General features: G+C 46.4%; 19 protein-coding genes. 15 read left to right on the top strand and 4 right to left on the bottom strand.

The annotated features are described in order from the left end of the window. Nucleotides 1-183 precede the first annotated feature (183 nt). From leuS to T489_RS14135, 15 genes are all read left to right on the top strand, one after another. Nucleotides 184-2,769 carry a leucine--tRNA ligase gene (gene leuS, locus T489_RS0104950; RefSeq protein WP_198020420.1) on the top strand — a complete coding sequence of 862 codons (2,586 nt, stop codon included), beginning with the start codon at nt 184-186 and terminating at the stop codon, nt 2,767-2,769. A 292-nt stretch (nt 2,770-3,061) separates the two neighbouring features. Continuing rightward, on the top strand, nt 3,062-3,748 hold the full coding sequence (locus T489_RS0104945; protein WP_031578942.1) for an LPS-assembly lipoprotein LptE: 687 nt from the start codon (nt 3,062-3,064) through the stop codon (nt 3,746-3,748). Between the two features lie 47 nt (nt 3,749-3,795). After that, on the top strand, nt 3,796-4,839 hold the full coding sequence (holA, locus tag T489_RS0104940) for a DNA polymerase III subunit delta (RefSeq protein WP_031578941.1): 1,044 nt from the start codon (nt 3,796-3,798) through the stop codon (nt 4,837-4,839). Beyond that, on the top strand, nt 4,832-5,476 hold the full coding sequence (nadD, locus tag T489_RS0104935) for a nicotinate (nicotinamide) nucleotide adenylyltransferase (RefSeq protein WP_031578940.1): 645 nt from the start codon (nt 4,832-4,834) through the stop codon (nt 5,474-5,476). The genes holA and nadD overlap by 8 nt, the downstream gene beginning before the upstream one ends. A gap of 237 nt (nt 5,477-5,713) precedes the next feature. Further along, complete coding sequence (gene rsfS / locus T489_RS0104930) at nt 5,714-6,034, top strand: ribosome silencing factor (RefSeq protein ID WP_031578939.1); 321 nt, start codon at nt 5,714-5,716, stop codon at nt 6,032-6,034. A gap of 48 nt (nt 6,035-6,082) precedes the next feature. Next, complete coding sequence (gene rlmH / locus T489_RS0104925; RefSeq protein ID WP_031578938.1) at nt 6,083-6,553, top strand: 23S rRNA (pseudouridine(1915)-N(3))-methyltransferase RlmH; 471 nt, start codon at nt 6,083-6,085, stop codon at nt 6,551-6,553. 5 nt (nt 6,554-6,558) lie between these two features. Further along, complete coding sequence (gene mrdA / locus T489_RS0104920; protein WP_084155407.1) at nt 6,559-8,526, top strand: penicillin-binding protein 2; 1,968 nt, start codon at nt 6,559-6,561, stop codon at nt 8,524-8,526. Continuing rightward, nucleotides 8,526-9,662: a rod shape-determining protein RodA gene (gene rodA / locus T489_RS0104915; protein WP_031578936.1), complete on the top strand. Its 1,137-nt coding sequence runs from the start codon at nt 8,526-8,528 to the stop codon at nt 9,660-9,662. The genes mrdA and rodA overlap by 1 nt, the downstream gene beginning before the upstream one ends. Nucleotides 9,663-10,054: 392 nt before the next feature. Then, nucleotides 10,055-11,167, top strand: a complete 1,113-nt coding sequence (mltB, locus tag T489_RS0104905; protein ID WP_177178444.1) for a lytic murein transglycosylase B — start codon at nt 10,055-10,057, stop codon at nt 11,165-11,167. 16 nt (nt 11,168-11,183) lie between these two features. Further along, nucleotides 11,184-12,050 carry a septal ring lytic transglycosylase RlpA family protein gene (locus T489_RS0104900; protein WP_051621794.1) on the top strand — a complete coding sequence of 289 codons (867 nt, stop codon included), beginning with the start codon at nt 11,184-11,186 and terminating at the stop codon, nt 12,048-12,050. A 29-nt stretch (nt 12,051-12,079) separates the two neighbouring features. Then, nucleotides 12,080-13,303 (top strand): serine hydrolase, encoded by a 1,224-nt coding sequence (locus T489_RS0104895; protein WP_157608057.1) that lies wholly within the window; start codon nt 12,080-12,082, stop codon nt 13,301-13,303. After that, the gene (locus T489_RS0104890; RefSeq protein WP_031578931.1) at nt 13,303-13,599 is read left to right on the top strand and encodes an HP0495 family protein; all 297 of its coding nucleotides are present in this window, start codon (nt 13,303-13,305) and stop codon (nt 13,597-13,599) included. Before T489_RS0104895 ends, T489_RS0104890 begins: the two co-directional genes overlap by 1 nt. A 65-nt stretch (nt 13,600-13,664) precedes the next feature. Continuing rightward, nucleotides 13,665-14,561 (top strand): SanA/YdcF family protein, encoded by an 897-nt coding sequence (locus tag T489_RS0104885; protein ID WP_051621793.1) that lies wholly within the window; start codon nt 13,665-13,667, stop codon nt 14,559-14,561. A gap of 219 nt (nt 14,562-14,780) precedes the next feature. After that, nucleotides 14,781-16,229, top strand: a complete 1,449-nt coding sequence (gene modF / locus T489_RS0104880; RefSeq protein WP_031578929.1) for a molybdate ABC transporter ATP-binding protein ModF — start codon at nt 14,781-14,783, stop codon at nt 16,227-16,229. A 290-nt stretch (nt 16,230-16,519) separates the two neighbouring features. Further along, nucleotides 16,520-17,467 carry a glycosyltransferase family 2 protein gene (locus tag T489_RS14135; protein ID WP_051621792.1) on the top strand — a complete coding sequence of 316 codons (948 nt, stop codon included), beginning with the start codon at nt 16,520-16,522 and terminating at the stop codon, nt 17,465-17,467. Nucleotides 17,468-17,538: 71 nt separating this feature from the next. On the opposite strand, the gene T489_RS0104870 is transcribed toward T489_RS14135, so the two are convergent. From T489_RS0104870 to T489_RS0104855, 4 genes are all read right to left on the bottom strand, one after another. Beyond that, nucleotides 17,539-18,798 (bottom strand): glutamate-5-semialdehyde dehydrogenase, encoded by a 1,260-nt coding sequence (locus T489_RS0104870; protein WP_031578927.1) that lies wholly within the window; start codon nt 18,796-18,798, stop codon nt 17,539-17,541. Nucleotides 18,799-18,805: 7 nt separating this feature from the next. Next, nucleotides 18,806-19,912: a glutamate 5-kinase gene (gene proB / locus T489_RS0104865; protein ID WP_031578926.1), complete on the bottom strand. Its 1,107-nt coding sequence runs from the start codon at nt 19,910-19,912 to the stop codon at nt 18,806-18,808. A gap of 19 nt (nt 19,913-19,931) precedes the next feature. Further along, nucleotides 19,932-21,179, bottom strand: coding sequence for an alpha/beta hydrolase (locus T489_RS0104860; RefSeq protein ID WP_031578925.1), 1,248 nt, complete (start codon nt 21,177-21,179; stop codon nt 19,932-19,934). A 1,422-nt stretch (nt 21,180-22,601) separates the two neighbouring features. Further along, complete coding sequence (locus tag T489_RS0104855; protein ID WP_031578924.1) at nt 22,602-23,918, bottom strand: hypothetical protein; 1,317 nt, start codon at nt 23,916-23,918, stop codon at nt 22,602-22,604. Nucleotides 23,919-24,154: the final 236 nt, after the last annotated feature.

Raw genomic sequence — 24,154 nt, 5'->3', positions numbered from 1 at the left:
CTTTCATAAAGGCGGTGAAGTACTGACAATACGGACGTTTAAGCAGATACGCCGTACTCAGACGTTCCTTCGGAGGCTTTTCCGGAAACACCGGAAAGGTCACGGGCACCGGCTCAGGCTACAGCCTGCTAACAACTTATTTTATGGATAAATTACTAATTTAATAAGAGCTCTGATTAAATCATGTCTACTATTCTTGAACAATACAATCCGCATGACCTTGAACCAAAGGTTCAGGAACACTGGGAAAAAAACAATACCTTCAAGGCTGTGGAAAACAGCAACAAGGAAAAATTCTACTGTCTGTCAATGTTCCCATATCCGTCAGGAAAACTGCACATGGGGCACGTACGTAACTACACCATCGGTGACGTTATTGCCCGTTACCAGAGACTCAACGGCAAGGAAGTAATGCAGCCAATCGGCTGGGACTCTTTCGGTCTTCCTGCCGAAAATGCGGCAATCAACAACAAGACCGCTCCAGCCAAGTGGACCTACAGTAACATCGACTACATGAAGGGTCAGCTCAAGATGCTCGGTCTTTCTTTCGACTGGAGCCGTGAAATCGCCACCTGCAAGCCTGAATACTACAAGTGGGAACAGTGGTTCTTCACCGAACTGTACAAGAAAGGCATTGTTTACAAGAAGACCTCAACCGTAAACTGGTGTCCGGTTGACCAGACCGTTCTGGCTAACGAACAGGTTCAGGACGGCAAGTGCTGGAGATGTGACGCTCCAGTACAGATCAAGGAAATTCCTCAGTGGTTCCTCAAGATTACCGATTATGCCGAAGAGCTTCTCAACGGTCTCGACACACTTGAAGGCTGGCCTGATACCGTTAAGGCCATGCAGCGCAACTGGATCGGCCGTTCAGAAGGCCTCACCATCACCTTTAACGTAAAGGACAGCGATGCCAAGCTGGACGTGTACACCACCCGTCCTGATACCTTCATGGGCGTAACCTACGTTGCCATCGCAGCCGCACATCCGCTGGCAAAGAAAGCCGCTGAAAACAATGCCGAACTCGCCGCATTCATTGAAGAATGCCGCAATCTCAAGGTTGCCGAAGCTGATATCGCCACCATGGAAAAGAAGGGTATGGCAACAGGTCTCTACGCCATTCATCCGCTGAACGGACGTACAGTACCTATCATGGTTGCAAACTTCGTTCTCATGGACTACGGTACCGGTGCGGTTATGTCCGTACCGGCTCACGACCAGAGAGACTTCGAATTCGCAAAGAAGTACGGTCTTGACATCATCCAGGTAATCAGACCTGCAGACGGCTCAGAAGTAAGCATTGCCGACTGCGCCTATACTGAAAAGGGTCTTACCACCAACAGCGGCAAATTCGACAACCTGAACTTCAAGGAAGCATTCGATGCCATCGCCGCGGAACTTGAAAAGAATCATCAGGGTCACCGCACCGTTAACTACAGATTAAGAGACTGGGGTGTATCACGTCAGCGCTACTGGGGGGCCCCTATCCCGATGATCTACATGCCGGACGGTTCAGTACAGCCTGCAGAGGAATTCCCTGTACGCTTACCTGAAAACGTGGTTATGGACGGTGTACAGAGTCCGATCAAGAGCAATCCTTTATGGGCTCAGACCAAGGTAAACGGTGTTGACGCCCTGCGTGATACCGACACCTTCGATACCTTCATGGAATCATCATGGTACTACGCAAGATACTGCTGCCCTGATTATCAGGACGGTATGCTTGATCCGACCAAAACAGGTTTCTGGCTTCCTGTAGACCAGTACATCGGCGGTATTGAACACGCCTGTATGCATCTGCTCTACGCACGTTTCTTCCACAAGCTTCTCCGTGACGCCGGTCTGGTAAAGGGCGACGAGCCGTTCACCAGATTACTGTGTCAGGGTATGGTTCTGGCTGACGCCTTCTACTACGTGGGACCTAACGGAAACAAGGTATGGGTAAGCCCTCTGGATGCAATCTGCACCCGTGACGAAAAGGGCAACATCAAGACCGCAGTAGACAAGGAAGGTCACGAACTGGTTCATGCCGGCATGACCAAGATGAGTAAGTCAAAGAACAACGGTATTGACCCTCAGCGCATGGTTGAACAGTACGGTGCGGATACCATCAGACTGTTCATGATGTTCGCTTCTCCTGCAGAACTCACTCTTGAATGGCAGGAATCAGGCGTTGAAGGTGCAAAGCGCTTCATCGGCCGTTTCTGGAACAGCATTGTTTCACTGGCTCAGAAGGCTCGTCCCGCAGACTACAATCCTTCAGCTCTCAGCTCTGAAGAAAAGGCTGTTCGTCGTGATCTGCACAAGACCATTCAGAAGGTTACCGACGATATCGGTCGCCGTCAGACCTTCAATACCGCCATTGCCGCCATCATGGAACTTCTCAACAAGACTGCCAAGGTTGACACCTCAACCGACAGCGGCTTAGGTCTTGCCTACGAAATCTATGATGCGGTAGTTGTTCTTCTCTACCCTATCATTCCTCACGCATGCTACAGACTCTATGAAATCCTCGGTCACAACGAAAGCATTGACGAAGCTTCATGGCCTGCCGTATGCGCAGCTGCTCTGGTTGAAGATGAAAAGCTCATTGTGGTTCAGGTTAACGGCAAGGTTCGTTCACGTCTGACCGTATCAGCCGAGGCATCTGAAGACGACATCAAGGCCAAGGCTCTTGCTGATGAAGCCGTTAAGAAGTTCACTGACGGCAAGGAACTGAAGAAGATCATCTACATCAAGGGCAAGCTCCTGAACATCGTAGCCGTATAACCGGAAAATAATGCGGAATCAGCCGTTTCACGCGTCTGATTCCATTTTTCCGGATCATACGGGTAAAAAAAGCAGGTGACGGATACTGCATATCGGAATCCGATAATGTGTAAACATGCGTCATCTGCTTTAAAATACCGATTGAGCAGAAGGACTGGCAGTCAGACCTTAAACCCATCAGGACTGTTTCCGAAAGACGGAGTCCTTATAGGTTTAAGGTTTTAACATATCCTGAGCCCCGTGTTTTAAGCAGACTCATGTTTCCCCGCGAACAACAATAGGACCAATCAACATGAAAAACATCCGTGGAATACTCCCTATTATCCCGTTAACCCTTTTATGCGGCTGCGGTTTTCATCTGGCTGGCACCAATGACATCACCAATGATTTCGATGAAATAATTCTGGCGGGAAACAACAACGACATTCTTTTCAAGAACCTGAACAAAGAACTCTCTCTCGAAGGCGTCAAAGTCATCATCGGTTCTCCCGACATCAGTGAATATCTCGAAGGAGACATTCCGGTACTAAGCTGCAGTGAACTGAAAAATGACAGCAAGGTGCTGTCAGTATCCAGTGATTCTCAGGAAATCGAATACGCATACAAGAATCAGATAAGCTGTACATTCTTCTCCAGGGGATATGAACCGTATCTGATTTCATCAACCCTCGACCGTTCATTTCTGAACAAGTCAGGTGCAACCCTGAGTCAGCTTACGGAAGAACAAACCATCCGCAATGAAGTGGTTGATATTTTTACCGATCAGATTCTTTTCAGAGTCAGACATGCCAGTCTGAAACCTGTCAAAAAGGCAGATGAACAGAATACCGAAGGAAAGGAAGAACCAATCACCATCGTAATCAACGGCACCGGAGGAACATCATCTGAAGAGAAAACCGAAGTATTCGAAATTCAGAGTGACGATGATTTAAAGAAACTGGAACAGGAAAAGAACATCAGTATCAATCCTGACAGATAATCATTCTTTTTTAGTTACGGCAGGCAAACTCCACAAGACGCAGAACCATGAAAATAAACTCTTACGAACTGGAAGGAAAACTGAAACAGCAGATTGAAGGTGTTTACATCTTCAGTGGCAATGATCCATTCTGGTTGGATGAAGCCACTGCCACGGTTCAGAATTATGCCGTTAAAGCAGGATTCACCAAAGACAACATCTACACCTTCTCGGATGACGAACTCAAAACCGACGAACTGATTGAAGCAATGAGCAGTCCGGGGCTGTTTGCCGACAGGGTTCTGGTTAAACTCAAGATTCACGATCTTAAGGTCAAAGGCAAAAAACTTCTGGAAATATGCTCGGAATGCATCAATCCGAGTCTGCTTCTCATCATTCACGTACCGAGACTGAGCCTCGCTGAACTGAATAAAAACAAGCCTCTGCTTTTTCTGGCCGACCACGGCATCATTTCCATATTCTACGATCCGGATCAGCGTCAGATAATTGACTTTATCCGCCGTCGCGCCTACTCCCTCGGACTTTCGCTTAATCAGGGAGCGACAGCCATCCTGTACAGCGCCTACGAAGGAAACGTGGAAGGCATGGTTCAGGTTCTGCAGAAGATGGAGCTTTGCGGTCTCAAGGGAGAAATAAATGAAGAGCAGATGAGAGAGCACATATCATCCGATGCCCACTTCTCTGCCTTCGACTATATCGAATCCCTGATAGATCCTTCCGTTCCCGTGGAAAGAAGAGTTCAGATCATGGAGGTTCTTCTGGAAAACGGAGTAACCGCCATGGAACTGGTGAGCAGAACGGGATCTGCCCTCGGCACTCTGCATGAAATGAGAACCATTCTGGATACCACCGGAAGTCTGGAAAACTACTTCAACAACCACCGTCTTCTCAAGAGCTACAAGGCCAAAAGAAACCTTTACCTTAACGGAGCCAGAAACAATTCACTCAAAGAGCTGCATCACCTTATAGATCTGCTGACAAAGGCGGATTTTCTGGTGCGTAATTTTGAGGACAAGGAAGCGGTGATGGTACTGAAGGAAATTGCCGTTGCCCTCTCCAAAAAACAGCTGAGGCTCTACACTGATGATTAAGAAAGGACTGCTCGGAGGCTCATTCGACCCTGTACATCTGGGGCATCTCAACATGGCCGTATCAGCCGGAAAGACACTTCAGCTTGACGAGGTGATTCTGCAGCCAAACAGGATACCATACTACAAGAAACAGGCGGCCGCATCCGATGCCGACAGGCTGGAATTGCTCAGACTCTCTGTCGAAGCCCTGAAAACTCCGGGAATAAAGGTAAGCGACAGCGAACTTAAGGCGGATGATTATCTTTCCACTTCAGAGGTTCTTAAAAAGTGGCGTGCCGAAGAACCGGACACCGCCCTGGTATTCATTATGGGTATGGACTCATGGCTTTATTTTCACAAATGGCGGAACTACCGTACCATTACCGAATATGCCAGCATAGCCGTATTCAACCGTCCCGGACATTCCCTGAATGTCATGGAAATGCCTGAAGAGCTGAAGGAACTGTATGAAAGACACTTCACCGGTGAAAACAGGATAACCAGACCGTTCGGAGAACTTTTTTTTATTGAAAGCCGACCTTTTGACATCAGCTCAACCAGACTGAGGGAAATGCTGAAGGAACGGAACGCAGGAGTATCGGAATACCTGCCGGATGCCGCCCTTGAATATATAAAACGCAACGGACTGTACCTCTGATATCCGTACAAAAAACACACAAAAAATATCAGAGAGGGAAAACAAGTTTTTTTCGCAAAAGTGTACACGCAATTAGTATTTTTTTGGAATTGCTGTAAAATTACATTAAAATCTGCATTATCATCGCAGAAAACATCACAGACACACTCAGATCATTTATCAGCCCTGTGCTCCTTCCGTAAAAAGCCGGCAAGCCGTAAAAAGATCTGAAATTTATCGAAAAAGGAACCTATAAAATTGACTAATCAGGCTATTATCGAAAACATCACCAGTGCCATTGAAGACATCAAAGGCAGAGACATCAGCGTTATTGACGTTCGCGAAACCTCTGATGTTGCGGACTACTACATGATCTGCACCGGCACCTCTACCCGTCATACCACCGCCATTGCCGAAAAGGTAAGTGAATCACTGCACAGAAGCGGCATCAGAACCTACGGCATCGAAGGTGAAAAGAGCGGCGACTGGGTTCTGCTTGATGCAGGCTCCGTAATTCTTCATGTAATGATTCCGCAGGCCCGTGACGACTATCAGCTTGAAAAGCTCTATACAGCATAAAACCGTCCGTTTCTTAATCCAGCACTGCTTAACATCGTAGACAGAGTCATGAAAATTTATCTGATAGCCGTCGGTACCAAAATGCCGGCTTTTGTGAATATGGGTTTTGAGGAATACGCCAAGCGTTTTCCCAGAGAGGTTTCATTGGAACTGGTGGAAATTCCTGCCGGCAAGAGAACCAAGAACTCCGACATTGAAAAAATCGTCAATCACGAAGGCGAGCTGATGCTTGCAGCAGTTCCCAAGGGAGCCATGATTGTAACCATGGATATTCCAGGGAAAATGCACAACACCCATCAGCTGGCGGAAGAACTCAACAAATGGAAAAGCAGCGGCCGTGATATAGCCCTTCTGGTCGGCGGACCGGAGGGACTTTCAGATGCTTGCAAAAGGGCGGCGGAGGCCAGCTGGTCTCTTTCCCCTCTTACCCTGCCGCATCCGATTGTAAGAATAGTCATAGCTGAAAGCCTGTACAGAGCCTGGAGTATCACTGCAAACCACCCTTATCACCGTGAGTAGCAAAGATGAACAATTTTTTCTACAGACCTTTTCGATTCAGGGACAATGCCGCTGAAAAGAAAATATTCGTCAGAAGAACAAGGTTTGCCCTGTTGATGGTGATCCTGGCGCTGCTGGTATTATGGGGAAACCTGTACTATCTGCAGGTTTTGGGGTATGACAACTACCATACCCGTTCCAACCAGAACCGCATCAAAATCGTTCCTCTGGCACCTCCGCGCGGGCTGGTTTACGACCGCAATCACTATATTCTGGCCGATAACCGTCCGCTGTTCAGTCTTGAAATCATTCCGGAAAACAGTAAGAACCTCCGCGCAGACATAGAGGGACTCAACGATCTGTTAAAGCTTGATCTTGAAAGCGAGGATATCGATAACATTATCAGACTGAGTAAATACAGACGCAAATTCCTCTCCACCATGATTGCAGAAAACATCAATGAGGAACAGGTGGCAAAATTTGCCGTCAACCAGCATCGTTTTCCGTGCGCACACATAGAAGCGAACCTGAAACGTCACTACCCTCTCGGCGAAACCATGACCCATGCTCTTGGATACGTGGCAAGAATCAATACCGATGATCTGAAAAAGCTGAGTGAGGACGGCTTTGCGGAAAACTATGCCGCCACCAACGACATCGGTAAACAGGGTATCGAAAAGTATTATGAAAATCTGCTTCACGGCATCAGCGGCTATAAGAAGGTGGAGGTAGACTCCCTCGGCCGTATTCAGAGAACACTGAACCTTGTTTCTCCGAAACCTGGCAGAGACATAACGCTGAGCATTGACATCCGCCTGCAGCTTCGCGGAGAACAGCTTCTTCGCGGCAAACGAGGCGGTCTGGTGATGATGAATCCGAAGAACGGGGAAATCTATGCCTTCGTATCATCTCCAAGCTACGATCCGAATCCTTTCGTGAGAGGCATCAAGAACAAGGAATATCAGGCTCTGCTTTCAAATCCTGACAAGCCTCTGATAAACCGCGTAACTCAGGGCGGATACGCTCCGGCATCAACCGTCAAACCGCTACTGGCGGTCATGGGACTTGAGGAAGACCTTATCACTCCGCATGCAAAATTCTTCGGGGCTCCGTTCTTCCAGCTTCCGGGTTCAACCCACAAGTTCCGAGACTGGAGACGCTGGGGACACGGCATGATGGACATGTTCAGAGCCATCGAAATTTCCGCGGATACCTACTTCTACGATCTGGCCTACCGTGCCGGTATCGACCGTATCCATGAATACATGTCAAAATTCGGCATGGGACAGCGTTCAGGCATAGACATCATGGAGGAATCACTGGGCAACCTGCCGTCAAAGGCCTGGAAAAAACAGAAGTACAAGCATGACTGGGTTCCCGGAGACACCATTTCCATCGGCATAGGTCAGGGATACTGGACCACCACGCTGATTCAGCTCGCCAGGGCTCATGCCATTCTTACCCAGAACGGCACCAACGTGGTTCCGCATCTGCTCCGCAATGCGCACGACCCTACAGGTTCCGATCCTGAAATTGTGATTCTGCCAAGAAGAGACAAGGCAGTACAGGTAAGAGACGAGCGTTTCTTCGAATATGCCCGTGAAGGCATGTGCCGTGTTATCAACGGCAACGAGGGAACCGGGCGCAAGGCCTTTGCCAACACCAAATACACGGCCTGCGGCAAATCAGGTACGGCTCAGATTGTAAGCATCAAGCAGGACGCCAAATACAATGCGGCCGCACTTAAGGAAGAACATCGAGACAACGCCCTGTTCGTAGCCTTCGCACCAAAGGAAAATCCGGAAATTCTGGTAGCTGTGATTGCCGAAAACATCGGTGGCGGAAGCCGCGAGGCCGCACCTATAGTAAGAGCCATGATGGATGACTATTTCAAATATCAGTCCGAACCTACTCCTACAGAACAGGAAATTGATGACTACGTTAAAGAGATGAAACAGAGTTTTGCTGAAGAAACACAGGAGGTCAGACAATAATGAGTGAAGTCTATGACAACTACTATGACGGCTTCAGTCGTAAAAAGACCCTAAGCGAAAAGCTGCATATAGATATTCCGCTGCTCGGTGGTCTTGCCGCGGCTCTTGTGCTCAGTCTTTTTGTGCTGTACAGTGCTTCCGGTCAGCATTACGAAATGCTTCTGAAACAGATTCTGCATACCGGACTGAGTTTCGGCCTCATGGTGATAATAGCCCAGATCAACGTTAAATTCTTCGAACGCTGGGCACCGGTGATTTTTGTATTCTGTCTCCTTATGCTTCTCGGCGTTACCTTCTTCGGAGAAATAAGCAAGGGAGCCCGGCGCTGGCTGAATCTGGGAATCATCAGAATACAGCCGTCGGAATTTTTCAAGATTGCCATGCCAATCACCATTGCCGCGGTAATAGCCAAGGAAGCCATACCGCCGCGCATCATAAGAGTTATCTGGGCAGGCATTCTGGTAGCCATTCCTTCCGCCCTGATAGCCAAGCAGCCGGATCTGGGAACGGCCATACTGGTTGCCACCACGGGCTGTATCGCCATATTTCTCGGAGGCGTAAGCTGGTGGTTCATAATTGCCTGCATCATGGTTACCATCCCTATAATACCTTTTCTGTGGATGTACGTTCTGCACGACTATCAGAAACAGCGAGTTCTCACCTTCCTGAATCCGGAATCGGATCCGCTAGGCACCGGATACAACATCATCCAGTCCAAAATAGCCATCGGTTCAGGCGGCTTTTACGGCAAGGGATGGCTGCACGGCACCCAGTCACAGCTCGACTTTCTTCCGGAACACCATACCGACTTCATTTTTGCCGTGTACAGCGAGGAATTTGGGATGATGGGTTTTTTCCTGCTGATTGCCATCTACATGTACATTATCCTGAGATGTCTGTACATTTCCCGAAAGGCTCAGACCACTTTTGAGAGAATTCTGGCGGGAACACTGTCACTTACCTTCTTCTTCTACATTTTCGTAAACATCGGCATGGTAAGCGGCATTTTACCGGTTGTGGGCGTTCCGCTGCCTCTCATCAGCTACGGCGGTACCTCAATGGTTACCCTGTGTGCGGGATTCGGAATCATCATGTCCATCAGAACCCATCGCAGAATTACCGATTACCGCTACTAGAACACCGTTTCGAAACAGATGTTCTCCGGGAGCCTGCATCTTCATTTTCATGAAAAAGGATGCAGGCTTTTCCCATATCGGGAAACATGACGCTTTTCTCTGTATAAAGTTTGGTATTTTGTGAGTTTTCCGTTTATTGTAACAGCCTAAATTATGCTATATTAGGCAACCGTGAAACAGATGTTTCAATGATTACCGGACGGGGATGTCTGATGAATGCCTGCAGCTTTTCAGACACTGTACAGGAGAAAGACAGTTCCTCAACGTCAGTCCTTTTTGAAAAAATTCGGACAGGAATGCAACAGACGGTACACAGCCCTGTCTTACTTAACAGGTCCTGATAAAACAGAGAGGCCCGGACTGACAGTACTTACATGATGTGGAGATTTATTTTGAACAGATTATCCGCCCTTATACTTGGAACCTTAATCGGAACCATGGGCTTTGGCCTTCAGGCTGAAGCCGCCCAGAACACTCATGCACATCACCATGTGCAGAATCACGGCAACAGAGCACAGAACATCAAATCAAAAATTCCGCCAAAGGACGATGCACTGCTGAAGAAGCTGGCAGCGGATGCCGGCGGAATCACTCACGAAGAACTCAGATCCGCCTACCTGCAGGCAGAAAAAAAGCAGTCCATCATTGATGCCATGAACCGCCCCGGCGAAGCCAAGCCCTGGTACAAATACCGCCAGATTTTCATTGTTCCGAAAAGAATCAACGAAGGACGCAAGTTCCTCAAAGACAACAGAGCCATCTTTGACAGAGCGGCATCAACATATCAGGTTAATCCTGAAATCGTGGCAGCCATCATCGGCGTGGAAACGTACTACGGCGCCAACATGGGTAACTATCGCGTGCTTGATGCGCTCTACACCCTCGGCTTCCATTATCCGAAAAGAGCCGAATACTTCAGCAAGGAATTCGCCAACTACGTAAAGCTTGCCAAACAGCAGGGATGGAAGCATAACGAAATCAAGGGGTCATATGCCGGAGCCATGGGTATGGGACAGTTCATGCCGTGGAGCTATATGAGATGGGCCGTTGACTTCAACAATGACGGTCACAAGGATCTGTTCCACAACAAGGCGGATGCCATCGGCAGTGTAGCCAACTATTTCCATGAACACGGCTGGATATACGGAGCTCCCGTAACCGCAAAGGTTAAGGTGGAAAGACCTGAAAAGATTGAATCACTGCTTGCAGGTGACACCAAACCAAATACCACTGTCGGTGAACTCAGAAAACTCGGAGTTACCGTTCCGGCCGTTTACGAAAACAAGGTCAGATGCCGTCTGTTCAAGTTCCAGACTGAAAAAGGCTGGGATTACTACATAGGCTTCCATAACTTCTACGTGATCACCAGATACAACAAGAGTCCTCTGTATGCCATGGCCGTATATGACCTAAGTCAGGAAATCATTAAAAAACCTGCAGCCGAAAACAGTCACCATAAGAAGCCTGCTCACGGCAAACCGGTCTCCCACAGTCACAAGAAGTAATAATCCGGGATAGTCTATGAAAAAATTTATACCTCTCCTAACGGTTACCGCGGGACTCTCTCTCGGACTTGTCACGCAGGGGTGCGTTACCTCTTCAGGCAGCCCGGTCGTGGAAAACGGCAGTAACCCCGCCGTAACCACCGGAGCCGGAACCGATGCTCCGTACTACGGCACCGGCCCCAACAACAGCATGCCGGCACCTCAGACCGCTTCGGTTGATCTCAGAAACGTAACCGGAGCCAGACTCACCTCTGAAAAATACAGTGTAAGAGGCAACAAGGACTATACCGTTCTCGGACAGAAGTACAAAGTATGGCGTGACGTGGAAAGCTATTACGAGGAAGGCACGGCCTCCTGGTACGGTCCGGGATTTCACGGCCAGAACACCTCCAACGGTGAACCCTACAATATGAACGGCTATACGGCCGCCCACAAGAACCTGCCTCTGCCGAGTTTTCTGAAGGTTACCAATCTGGAAAACAACAAATCCGTAATCGTGAGGGTAAACGACCGCGGTCCGTTCCACGGCAACCGCATACTTGATCTGTCACGCGGAGCCGCCTCAAAAATCGGGGTAATCGGTCCGGGAACCGCCAGAGTCAGGGTTGAACTCATTAAAACCGTGGCCACCAAGGATCAGACCAACGAAAATCTGATGAACGGTTTTAAACCTTATATTCAGGTTTTCAGCACCATGGATTATAATAAGGCGCTAACTATAAAAAACAGTCTGTCCAGAGAAACCGGCAAACCTGTTTTTATCCAGAACTACCAGCAGGCATACAGGGTAAAAATGGGACCGCTTAAACAGGACGAGGCGGACAGAGCACTGTCTGCAGTCAGAAAGTCCGGATTCTCCGGAGCTTTCTTTACAGCTGACTGATGAATTTAATGAAAGGAACCAGTAAACAAATGTTATCAAAGATAATATCTACTTTTATCGCATCCGTGTTACTTGCAGGATCTGTCACAGCCATGGCCGATGCCACTGTGGAAGTACCGGAATCATCCACCCTGCCGCCTCCGGCTCCTAGCGATCAGATTCCTGAACCGCCGTCTCCTAATGTTCGCGCCTACCTGCTTATGGATTATGCTTCAGGTCGTGTTCTTTTTGGAAAGGCATATGAGGATCAGATAGATCCTGCTTCCCTGACCAAAATGATGACCTCATACGTAATCGGTCAGGAAATCAAACTCGGACGTCTTCACCTGAACGACATGGTAACCATCAGTGAAAAGGCCTGGAGCAAGAACTACTCCGATTCTTCAAAGATGTTCATTGAAGTCGGCCGTGAAGTTCCTGTTGAACTCCTCAACAAGGGAATCATCATTGCTTCAGGCAACGATGCCTGTATCGCCATGGCGGAACACATTGCCGGATCTGAGAGCTCCTTCGCCTCACTGATGAACGAATGGGCCAAGATTATCGGCCTCAAGAACTCGCATTTCGTGAACAGCCACGGTCTCTATGACGAAAACCACTATTCAACCGCCTACGACATGGCTCTTCTGGGAAGAGCGCTGATTAAGGATCTTCCTGAAGAATACGCCATTTACTCCGAAAAGGAATTTTCATTCAACGGCATCAAGCAGTACAACAGAAACAAGCTTCTCTGGGATACCACCATCAATGCCGACGGCATCAAGACCGGTCATCTCAGTCAGGTGGGCTACAATCTGGTGGCTTCAGCAGTTAACCCTTCCAACGGCATGAGACTTATTTCCGTAATCATCGGCGACGTAAGTGAAAAGGAGCGTGCGGCTCACTCCAAGGAGCTGCTGCGCTACGGCATGCGTTTCTATGAACCTTACACTGCATTCAAGCAGGGACAGGCCTTTGCCACCAAGGAAGTACGTTTAGGCGACAGAGATTCCATCAGCATCGGAACCCTTAACGACGTAAGTCTGGTTGTACCAATCAACTCAGTAAGCCGTTTAAAGGCTGAATATTCACTTGATCAGAAGAATCTTACCGCTCCTATCAAGAAAGGTGCAAAGATTGGCGTGCTTAACCTGTCTCTTGACGGCAAGGTCATCTACAAGACCAATCTGGTATCCCTTGATGAAGTCAACGAAGGCGGTTTCTTTTCAAGAACCTGGGATCATATTGTGATATTTTTTAAGGATTTATTCTAATGACCGACAATACAAACGCTCCTGAGAAGGAAGAACCGAAGCTTGAAGAGCTTATTCAGTTTCCGGCCAAACTGACCTTCAAATTCATCGGCAACAACAACGACGCCGTTGAAGGCATCATCAAGACTTTTTTTGATGAAAAACTGGCTATCGGAGCCCAGATAAGCGAAGGTCGAAAAAGCCGTACCGGCAAATACGTCACCTTCAATGTATCCGCTACGGTAAATGACAAGGAAACCCTTCACAGAATCTATAACGAAGGGGCTGAACTTCCTCACGTTCAGCATGTATTATAATAACTGATAAATAACGGCTCTGCCCAGGGACATTCCCCGGCAGAAAAAACGGCGGACAGGGAAATATGTCTCACAACGCATTCATAAGGGAATACGGCAACTTCATGCGCAAGGTGTTTTACGTATTCATTATCACGGTTCTCATGATGCTGGTTCTCACCTGCATCATGATGAGCGATATTTCCCGCATGTCCGCCTACACCTATAATTCAGTTGAAAAAATACCTCACAACCGTACCGGACTTCTTCTCGGAACCTCAAAGTTCGTATCCAAAAACAGAATCAATCAGTATTACCAGAACCGCATCAATGCGGCCATCGAACTGTTTCACAGCGGTAAAATCGATTATATTGTGGTATCAGGGGATAATGCCCTCCAATCATACAACGAACCCCGCACCATGCGTAAGGATCTGATTAAAAGAGGCATACCGTCAGACAGAATCTACCTTGACTACGCAGGCTTCAGAACCCTGGACAGCGTGGTCAGAATCAAGCACATCTTCAAACAGAACAGTGTTACCATCATCAGTCAGGACTTCCATAACGAAAGAGCCGTGTACATCGCAAGACATAACGGTATCAACGCCATTGCTTTCAATGCTCACGTTCCGAAGCAGGATTTCTTTGTTTCCAACATCAGGGAATTCTTCGCCAGACTGAAATGCATCCTTGACGTCTATATTTTTGACAGCAAGCCTAAGTTCCTGGGCGACTCCATTGAAATCGGCGGAGAGAACATTTCTCCTAAGCATGCCCAGCTGCATGACACAACACATTCAGCCGAAGGCAAGCCTGAAGCCATTATTCCGGAACAGAACGATGCCGCCGACGGAATCATGAACAACAGTGACTATGAGTATGAAGAGAGTGTTCCTAACGACGAAGGCAGCTATCAGGAACCAGCCGGCGAACAGGATGCTTCAGAACAGATGCCGGACGCCTCAGGTACTCATCACTGACGGGAAAATTCCGTGCTTTTCATTTTTCAATGAAAACGCGCCCCGTTTTTCTTTTAAGTACATCACAAATTTCAGTTGAGAGAAAACTCCGAACTATTTACAATAACTGCCAAGGACTCTCACATATTCCCTTTGAGTAATCAACTGCTGTTTTACCCAGAATTCGGACTCAAGGAATAAAGCCCAGGTTTTTACAGAAATACGGACACAGGATTTATTATGTACAGCTGGAAGGATTGTATATTTCTGACCAAAGACGGCCAGGCTCATTTCATTTTAAAGAATCTTACCCTTGAAGATCACTGCTTCTGCACCATCATAGGACAGAACGGTAGCGGCAAAACACTGTTTGCAAAATCCATCTGCGGTGAACTCAAGAACACCAGCGGAACGGAACCTGAATCAATCAGCGTGGCCAATATTTCATTCGAAAAACAGATGGAATTCATTGAAGAGGACTTCAACAGACGCAATTCTGACACCGAAAGCGATCTGGTAGGCTATACTCCCATGGAAATGTTCCTCAGGGTAAACGAGGATAAGAGAGTAATCAGCAGCCTGTGTGAAACTCTTCATTTCAGCTATGCGCTTAACCGTTCATATCACAAGCTTTCCAGCGGTGAAGGCCGCAAGGCGCTGATTATCGAAGCCCTGCTGAAAAATCCTGAACTGATTGTTCTTGATTCTCCTTTTGACGGACTTGACGTGAAAACCCGTGAAGATCTTCAGCAGATGCTGATTGATATCTACAATCAGGGAAAATCAATCGTTGTTACCGTTAACCGTTTTGATGAAATATCACCTATGTGCCAGAAGCTCGGTCTCATCATGGACAAGGAACTGGTTAAATTCGGAGATAAGGACGAAATTCTCAACAACAGTGAAGTAAAACAGCTTACCCACTACGAAAAGCTTCCGAAGATCTACAGTCTTCCTGAAGTTCCTGAAGACTGCCGTGACACTCTTGACCGCTCAATTCCTATTGCCGTACTCAAAGACGTTACCGTTCAGTACGAGGATCACGTGATTCTGAACAGGCTCAACTGGACCATCAATCCTTACGAACACTGGCAGATAAGCGGTCCTAACGGCTGCGGCAAATCCACCCTTCTTTCACTGATTACCGGTGACAATCCGCAGGGATACAGCAATGATCTGACCCTTTTCGGAATCAGACGCGGCAGCGGTGAAACCATATGGGACATTAAAAAGCATATCGGCTATGTAAGCCCTTCCTTCCACCTTGACTACCGTGTAAGCTGCTCCATCATCAATGTGATTCTTTCAGGATACTTTGACACCATCGGTCTTTACGAACAGCCTGGAGACAAGAAAATCAGCCTGGCATTACAGTGGCTGAAGATTCTCGGTCTCAAGGAACAGGCCAACAACAGCTTCAAATCACTGTCATACGGCCAGCAGAGACTGGTACTCATTGTAAGAGCCCTGGTCAAGCAGCCTCCTCTGCTGATTCTTGATGAACCTCTGCAGGGACTTGATTCACTGAGCCGTGAACTCGTAAGACGCTTTGTGGAATTTCTGATGAAGAACGGTGAAACCCAGATTCTTTTCGTGTCTCACCATGCCGACGATGCTCCAAGAGGCATTACTCATCATCTGGTATTCAAGGATAACGGCACCAGAACCTTTGATGTGGAAATCAAATAATTCACCCACTGAAAGGACACCCTTAAACAAAGCGGGAATTCACTGTTTTCAGGATCATATTCTGAAAAAGCCGAAGAGGAGGAATGTTGACATCATTTCTCAGTTCTAATAAAGTAGGTCGGAAGGTTTCCTCCCGGCCTTATTTTCTCCAACCGACATTTTATGTTTTCAACAGACATGATAATCATAAAGAACGGAAGATAACCGAGAACTCCGATCAAACCGATAACCATAATTAAGGAGCACACGCCTGACGGCCCGTGTTTCGGAACATTTTCAGGATAAAACAGATGCCAAAAATATCAGTAATAATTCCTATATACAATGTCGAAGAATATCTGCCTGCCTGCCTTGATTCTCTGCTTTCACAGACATTTACGGACTGGGAAGCGGTATGCGTGGTGGACGGAAGTCCTGATAACAGCGGTGAAATACTGAAGGAATATGCACTTAAGGACTCAAGAATCAGGGCAGTTTTTCAGGAAAACCGAGGTGTTTCCGCAACACGCAATACAGGTCTCGGACTCGCAACCGGAGAATATGTATGTTATCTTGATTCCGACGATGAATATTCTCCATTCTTTCTCGAAAGGATGTATGATGCGGTAAGGGACGGCAAAGCCGACATTGCCTACTGTGAAATCGCAAGAGACAAAAAACTTCTCAGCACAGCTCCGGTGGCGCCGAATTACCATGACAACGTCTTTGAAAACTTCGTCACCAAAAAACTCGATATAAAGATATATACTCCCAACAAGATCTTTCGAAGGGACTTGATAAACGACATCTCCTTCCCGGAAAACATTGCCATTGGAGAGGATGTGGTATACATATACAAAATCATGTACCGCACCAAAAAAATAGCGTATGTACCAGAACGACTCTATTATTACAGAGACAGAAGCGGTTCTGCCGTAAAAACCTCTCTCTCAGAAAAAATCATCATGAACAACTTCATGGTGGCTGAACTCATACTGAAGGAATTTAAGGATAAGGAAATGTCCTGCCTTTCCAGAAAATACGTAAACAGAAGAATGGCCTACAGATTCTTCAAGTTCGCAGTTACCGAACCCATTCACTCAGATAACGGCGCACGTAAGAAGGAATGGTACGTTTACACCTGGCCGCTGCTAAAGAAGTTTAAGGATGCAGGCATGTATAAGCCGCAGCATCTGTCGCTTAAAAACCGCATAAGATCCTGGCTGTTCCTTAACTTTACCGGACGTCAGAAGAGTTAGACAGGACCAGAAAAACATAAAGGGATTTACGAATACGTAAATCCCTTTATCGTTATCATGCATACTGAGGATTAGCTGCGAACGACGTAATCACCTTCAATAATCCACTTGTAGCTGGTAAGCTCAACCAGTCCCATAGGACCTCTGGCATGGAGCTTCTGAGTGGAAATGGCAACTTCGGCACCGAGACCGAACTGGGCACCGTCAGAGAAACGGGTGGAAGCATTTACGTAGGCACATGCAGAACCAGCTTCATTTACGAATCTCAGAGCGTTGGCGTGATCGTTTGTCAGAATGGCATCTGAATGGCAGGCCTCATACTTCTGCATATGAGCAATAACCTGATCCAGACCGTCGACAATGGTCACGTTCATGCAGAGAGAAAGCCATTCGGTGGCAAAATCCTCTTCCTTACCTTCGGTAACCATGCTGCCGGCAACTGATGATGCCAGAGGCAGAGCTTCACCGTGGCATACCATTCTCACCTTCTTTTCAGTCATACGGGCGGCGAGCTTGGGAATGAAGGAAGATGCAATATTCTTATGAACAAGAATGGTATCAACACTGTTGCAGGCACTAGGCTTCTGAATCTTGGAGTTTTCGATAACGTCCAGAGCTCTTTCCTGATCTGCTGATTCATCCACGAAGATATGACCGACACCGAATCCGCCGATGATTACAGGGATGGTGCTTTCATGCTTGCAGAGCATGTGGAGCTTGGCACCGCCGCGTGGAATAATCATGTCCACGTACTTGTCCAGATGCAGCAGTTCGGTTACGTACGCACGATCCGGATTTTCAATATACTGAACGGAAGCTGCAGGAAGTCCGGCTGCTTCAAGACCTCTCTGGATGATCTTAACAATCACCGCATTGGTATTGTAGGTTTCCCTGCCGCCGCGGAGAATACATGCGTTACCTGTCTTGAGACAGAGAGAAGTAATGTCCACGGTTACGTTAGGTCTGGCTTCATAGATTACGCCAACCACTCCTAAAGGCACTCTGCGCTTTAAAAGCTTAAGACCGTTAGGCAGAACCCTGCTGTCATATTCTGCACCAACAGGATCGTCAAGAAGAACAACCTTTCTCATATCTCCGAGAATGTCGTTCACACGCTTTTCATTCAGCATCAGACGGTCAAGCATGGCTTCACCGATGCCGCTTTCACGCGCATTCTTAAGGTCAACGGCATTGGCCTCCAGTATTTCCTGAACTGATTCCTGAAGAATATCGGCAATTTTGGAAATAGCTTCGTTTTTACGGGCTGTTGAGAGAGATGCCAGAACATAAGAGCTCTGCTTTGCTCTCTGGCCTAATAAATTCATATCCATTTTTTCTTTACTCCAAAATTACTAAATCGTCACGATGAACCGCAACCTGGCCATGTTCGTAACCTAAAATATTTTCAATCTCTTCAGACTTGTGACCTGAAATGGCATTGAGTTCAGCACTGGTATATCTGCTGATACCGTGAGCTATCACCCTGCCGTCGGCACTGCTGATGTTTACCACGTCTCCGCGTAAAAAATCTCCTTCAACACGGGTAATGCCCTTAGGAAGCAGACTTGAACCGTTGGCGGTAAGAGCCCTGACGGCGCCCGCATCAACCACGATTGAGCATCTAGGTTTAGGTCCGGAAAGAATCCAGGCCTTTCTGCCTTCGAGAGGTGAACTTTCAGGCTTGAATGAGGTTCCCACGTAGTTATTGTCAACAATGCTTTCAATAATGCGCGGATCGTCGCCGGAGGCAATTACAACCTCAATGCCGCTTCTGGTGGCAATTTCCGCAGCCTGAAGCTTGGTAGCCATACCGCCGGTACCGAGACCGCTGACGCTGTCACCTGCCAGAGCCTTGATTTCAGGAGTAATCTTCTCCACGGTTCTGATTAAGGTGGCATCAGGATTTGAACGGGGATCGGCGGTGTAGAGACCTTTCTGGTCAGTCAGCAGAATAAGCATGTCCGCATCTGACAGAATGGCAACTCTTGCTGAAAGGTTATCGTTGTCACCTACCTTGATTTCCGCAGTGGCAACCGCGTCATTCTCATTGATTACGGGAATAATGTCATTGGCAATAAGAGCACCGAGAGTATCTCTGGCATTCAGAAAACGTTCGCGATCCTCGAGATCCGCTCTGGTAAGCAGAATCTGACCGATATGCAGGCCGTAAATCTCAAACAGCTTCTGCCAGGTATTCATAAGGAAAGTCTGTCCTACGGAAGCCAGCATCTGCTTGTTTGCAATGGTTCTCGGCAGATCCGGATATCCTAAAACCTCACGTCCGGCAGCTACTGCACCGGAACTTACCACCACAATATGATGTCCTTTCTTTGCCAGTACGGACAGAACTCTCACCACCTCAATCATATGAGCGGGATCGAGGCGCTTGGTACCGGATGTAAGCATGGAGGTACCGAATTTCACTACTATAGTCTTTGCGTTCAATTTATTATATCCGGCAGTTTTAAAGCCGTTCCTTCAACCAGTCTGTTATCTGATCAATTACCTTGGTAAACAATTCAAAAGCTGTTGCCGCCTTCAGTTCCATGAATTCAGTCTTGTCGCTGATGCTTCCTATAAGCTTTGCGTCGCCGATGGTACTGATGGACTTTCTGTCTGAGGTTACCACCAGAAGAGGCTTGCTGAGCTTTAATCCTGAAAGAAGCCCCTGTCTCTTCACTGAAAAAATCTGCAGTCTCGGAATCAGCTGCTCCCATTCTGCTGCATCAGTCCCCATGCGGTTGCACATGGAGGCTCTCTGAATCGGAGAGGCCAGTTTGAGCAGCTCAGGATCCACAAGCACGTCATTCACAATCGGAGCTATCATGCACGCGGCTTTGATGTCCGATGAATGAGTAGCCAGCAGATGCGCGGCACAGTTACAGCCGAAACGCTGAGCAACGATACCTATGCGTGAACGATCAATGTAAGGGAGCTTTTCCTTCACATAGTCAAGCACAGCCTCATGCAGCACGCCGGTATTTGCTGAAAGCGTAATACCTGTGTTCATCCCCATTCCCGGAAGATCCAGCGTAATCATGGCAATGCCGTTAGGGAAAAGATTCTCTCTGTAGAAACGGAGATACTCGGTAGCCAGATTTATATAGTTACCGCAGATGATTACGCACGGCAGACACTTAAACCTGTCCGGAGTATGAACATAGGCCGTACCTTCGCCTGCCTCGGATTTGAACTTGATAATCTCAAAATGACCGGAAAGATAGCTCGCGGCCTTTTTGTAGTTCAGATGGTTCATCAGCAGCGCATGATTGGCCATTTCGTCACCCTGAAGGTGCGGATAGCTTGCCATGGCATAACAGAGATAGGCCAGACGGAAGTGCTTGAAGGCCTCTTCCTTCTTCCCGGAATCCTCTTCAATACTTTTCGCATATGAAGAATGTTTTTCCGCAAGCATGGAAAACTCATAAACCCAGTTGCCCGGACCGTATTCATATACGGTATCCAGAACCCCTTCTCGAGTTCTCTTGTTCTCTGATCCTGATATATCTGCTAAAGCCTTCTGGATTTCCAGAATATCAAGCCCCATCCAGCTCCAGTAGTCGCGATGAAGCTCCCTGAACCAGCGACGGGGAGTTCCGTCCCTGTTCGGCAGCAGTTCTTCAACTGAATTCGATATGAAAGAAGTCTCCAGACTTGAACGGTGAGGTTTGAAGAGAACCTCGCTAAGATTTTCGGAAGATATCTCAGTCATATGTGCAAAACTTAAAATAAATCAACTAGAAACAGGCAATCCGTGACAGTCAGACTGCGGATTGCCGGACAACAATCATAAGTTGCACAATTTTACCATAAATCACCGATAAACAATAATCATAAATCCGCATATGCGCAAAATACGGAACATCACGGAAACGTCAGGTTAAAATAAAGGCTTTTTACCTCCGCGGCTACAGAAATAATCTGTCAGACGCCGACATAAAACCGCAGTTAACCTCATAACCTTAATGCCGTTCCGGCCGACATAGTTTTCTGCTTTAAATTTTCACAGAAGCTGTATGAATTACACACTTAAATGCACTGCGATTCTTCACAGAAGAAAAAGAAAAATATAACTCATGCTCATGAGTGTTCAAAAATGCTCATTCGTCACATATTCCAAAAAATGTTGCTGCGTTTTACGAATAAAACTCTTCATGATGTATTCCTGTCATCAGTCAGGAACACAGATGTTTTTTAAGCATTATCAGACTGAATAAGATATATCGTTTTCATATCAGTGTACACGGGAAACCCGCAAAATATGAAACTGTTTTCATAAAACACCGGTCATGAGGCTCGCGAATATTTTCTATTCTGCAGGCCAAACGATGAAAAATTCCCCAACATATCAACAATTAAAGAAATTTAATATTACTCTGTTTCACATGTATGAAAATTTAATATATACAAATTTAAAAAAGTGTGAAACACATTGATTTCACTAGACTTTTAAAATGCAAGCAAAAAATTTATAAAAATTTTTACATTTTTCAAAAGTATTAAAAATCAAGTGATTAGAGACTTATCCACAAATTTATTGACATGACTGTAAACAATTTTAGGGTACAACACGGCATAATATTTTTTTTAAACTCTTGACTTTTATATTTTATTCTCCATACACATAAATAATATCTTTTCTTTTTTAACACAGATCACACAGACACATATGTCCGATTGATTTTTTTTAAACCGTTTTCTGTTTGTAATTCCACCACAAATCCTAAAAATGAGCATAATGCAGTCAATATTCCGGGATTATCCGGGAAAAAAACTCTGATAATATTTCACCACCTTTATTAAAAGGTGACATCGGTTAAATCTTAACTGCAGAAAATGACAGACTGTGAATAAAAAAACCGTTTACCTGACATCACTGCCGCATCAGAAAAAAGTCTAAATAATGTTCAAACAGAATCTAAAAATCGTATTTATGCAGCCCGGCGGGAACTGGCTGAATTTCTGAAAAACGCCCCGCATTATCTTACTTAAAGAATTTTCTGTGCTATACAAAACAGCTTTTGGCCGATACCGGAAATGTTCTCGGTCTTACCTTTTAACCGACATTTTTCCACTGCATGTTTCTGTCTGAAACATAAAGAAACAACATCAAAAGCTTTATACGCACGTGTTTTCAGGTTTTTTGTTTTTTAAAAAATACCCACATCAGATAAACTCGCTTTTTCTTCGCACGCACGAAATTGAAGAACTGTGTAAAATAATCACTTATACTCTCAATCCCGAGAGCAGATGCCGCTCCTGAATCACTCCAGAACTCCGAAATCTTATCCCCCAATGCCGAGAGCTTTTCCCTCCCTATATCCAAGAGAGACTTCCAGCCTTCGGCAATTGTGCTGAAGAACTCGGAAAAGGCAGGATTCGTCAAACAATCAGCAAACCAATTAAGCAAATCAGTAGCATTATCGACAAACACAGTTAAAACACTGCCGGCACCATTACTCCCGTCCATGATTCGAGTGGTCAAAGTTCCCCAGGCGTTTTGCAGTCGTTCAAAAGATGCAGTCAGTGTTCCTGTTCTTGCTTCAAGAACTCCACCGAACTGCGTATCCGCCAATTGCCCAAGATACTGTTCCAATGCTTCTGAGGTTGATTCAATCTCCTTCTTTTCACCTCTGAAAGACATTACAACCTTGTTGCCGTTCCTCTCAGCCGTAATTCCGTACTCCTTCAGCGACTGAAGACGACCGTTCACAAAGTTACTAATGTTCTGGGCAAGCCCCGTTATATCCTTATTGGTGCCTTGAGCAATGGCAGCATATTTTTCTAACTGCTTAGAAGTTCTGTTCAGACCATTATTACCCAAGGTAAGATACGCCTGAGCAAGCTTGTCAGTGGCAATTGCAGTCTTGTCTTCGAGCGCATTAAGTTCCCAGAACTTATCTTTTGCAGAACCAATATCTCCCGTAAGTGCACTGAGTTTGGCTGACATATCCTCGTATACTTTATTAGCCTGGATACCTGACTGTACGATCTTTGCTGTATATTCAACAATGCCGGCACCAATTCTTGCTCGTAGCCCCTGAAGTATTTGTCCGCTCCGAGTTGCCGTACCTTCCATGATTCTTGTTTGAGTATTTATCTGCTGCTCTTGTCTTGCTATAACATTCGTAAGGTGGTTATTTGTTGTCACCGCATTGGTTCGCATGTCGACCAATGCATTGTTGACCTGCTCGAACCGTTGAACTATCTGAGTGTTGTATTGATTTACCTGATTATACATTCTAGACATATCAACATTGACATTATTTATCGTTGTATGAATTGTCTGGGTATAATTCGTCATGTTATGGATAACTTGCTGGAACCCATTGTTTACATTATCAGTATTAACACCAACATTGATAAACCCAAATTTTGCGAGAATAGATAAGTACACAATAAAAAAATTCAAAGAAACACCTTTTTTCAGTGGTGTTTCTTCTTTTTGCATGTTATACTAGATATGTTATATTAATATCTATCCAGGCCAATTATGTTAGTTACCAAACCAGAATTACCATCTCTTCTCTGTATGAAATCAGGAAAATGCTTCTCAATGTATTCTTATAAAAATGCATGGGATGAAGTAAAAAAACGCTCTTATCGTGAAAAAGGTTCAACCAAGGCTGTCGGTACAATTTTAGGTGGGGAAAAGACCGGAAAAATCCAATGGAAGGATGACTTTAT

The sequence above is a fragment of the Ruminobacter sp. RM87 genome (genome assembly GCF_000701925.1).
GTDB classification, from domain to species: domain Bacteria; phylum Pseudomonadota; class Gammaproteobacteria; order Enterobacterales; family Succinivibrionaceae; genus Ruminobacter; species Ruminobacter amylophilus.
This window is presented reverse-complemented; position numbering and strand designations above follow the sequence as displayed.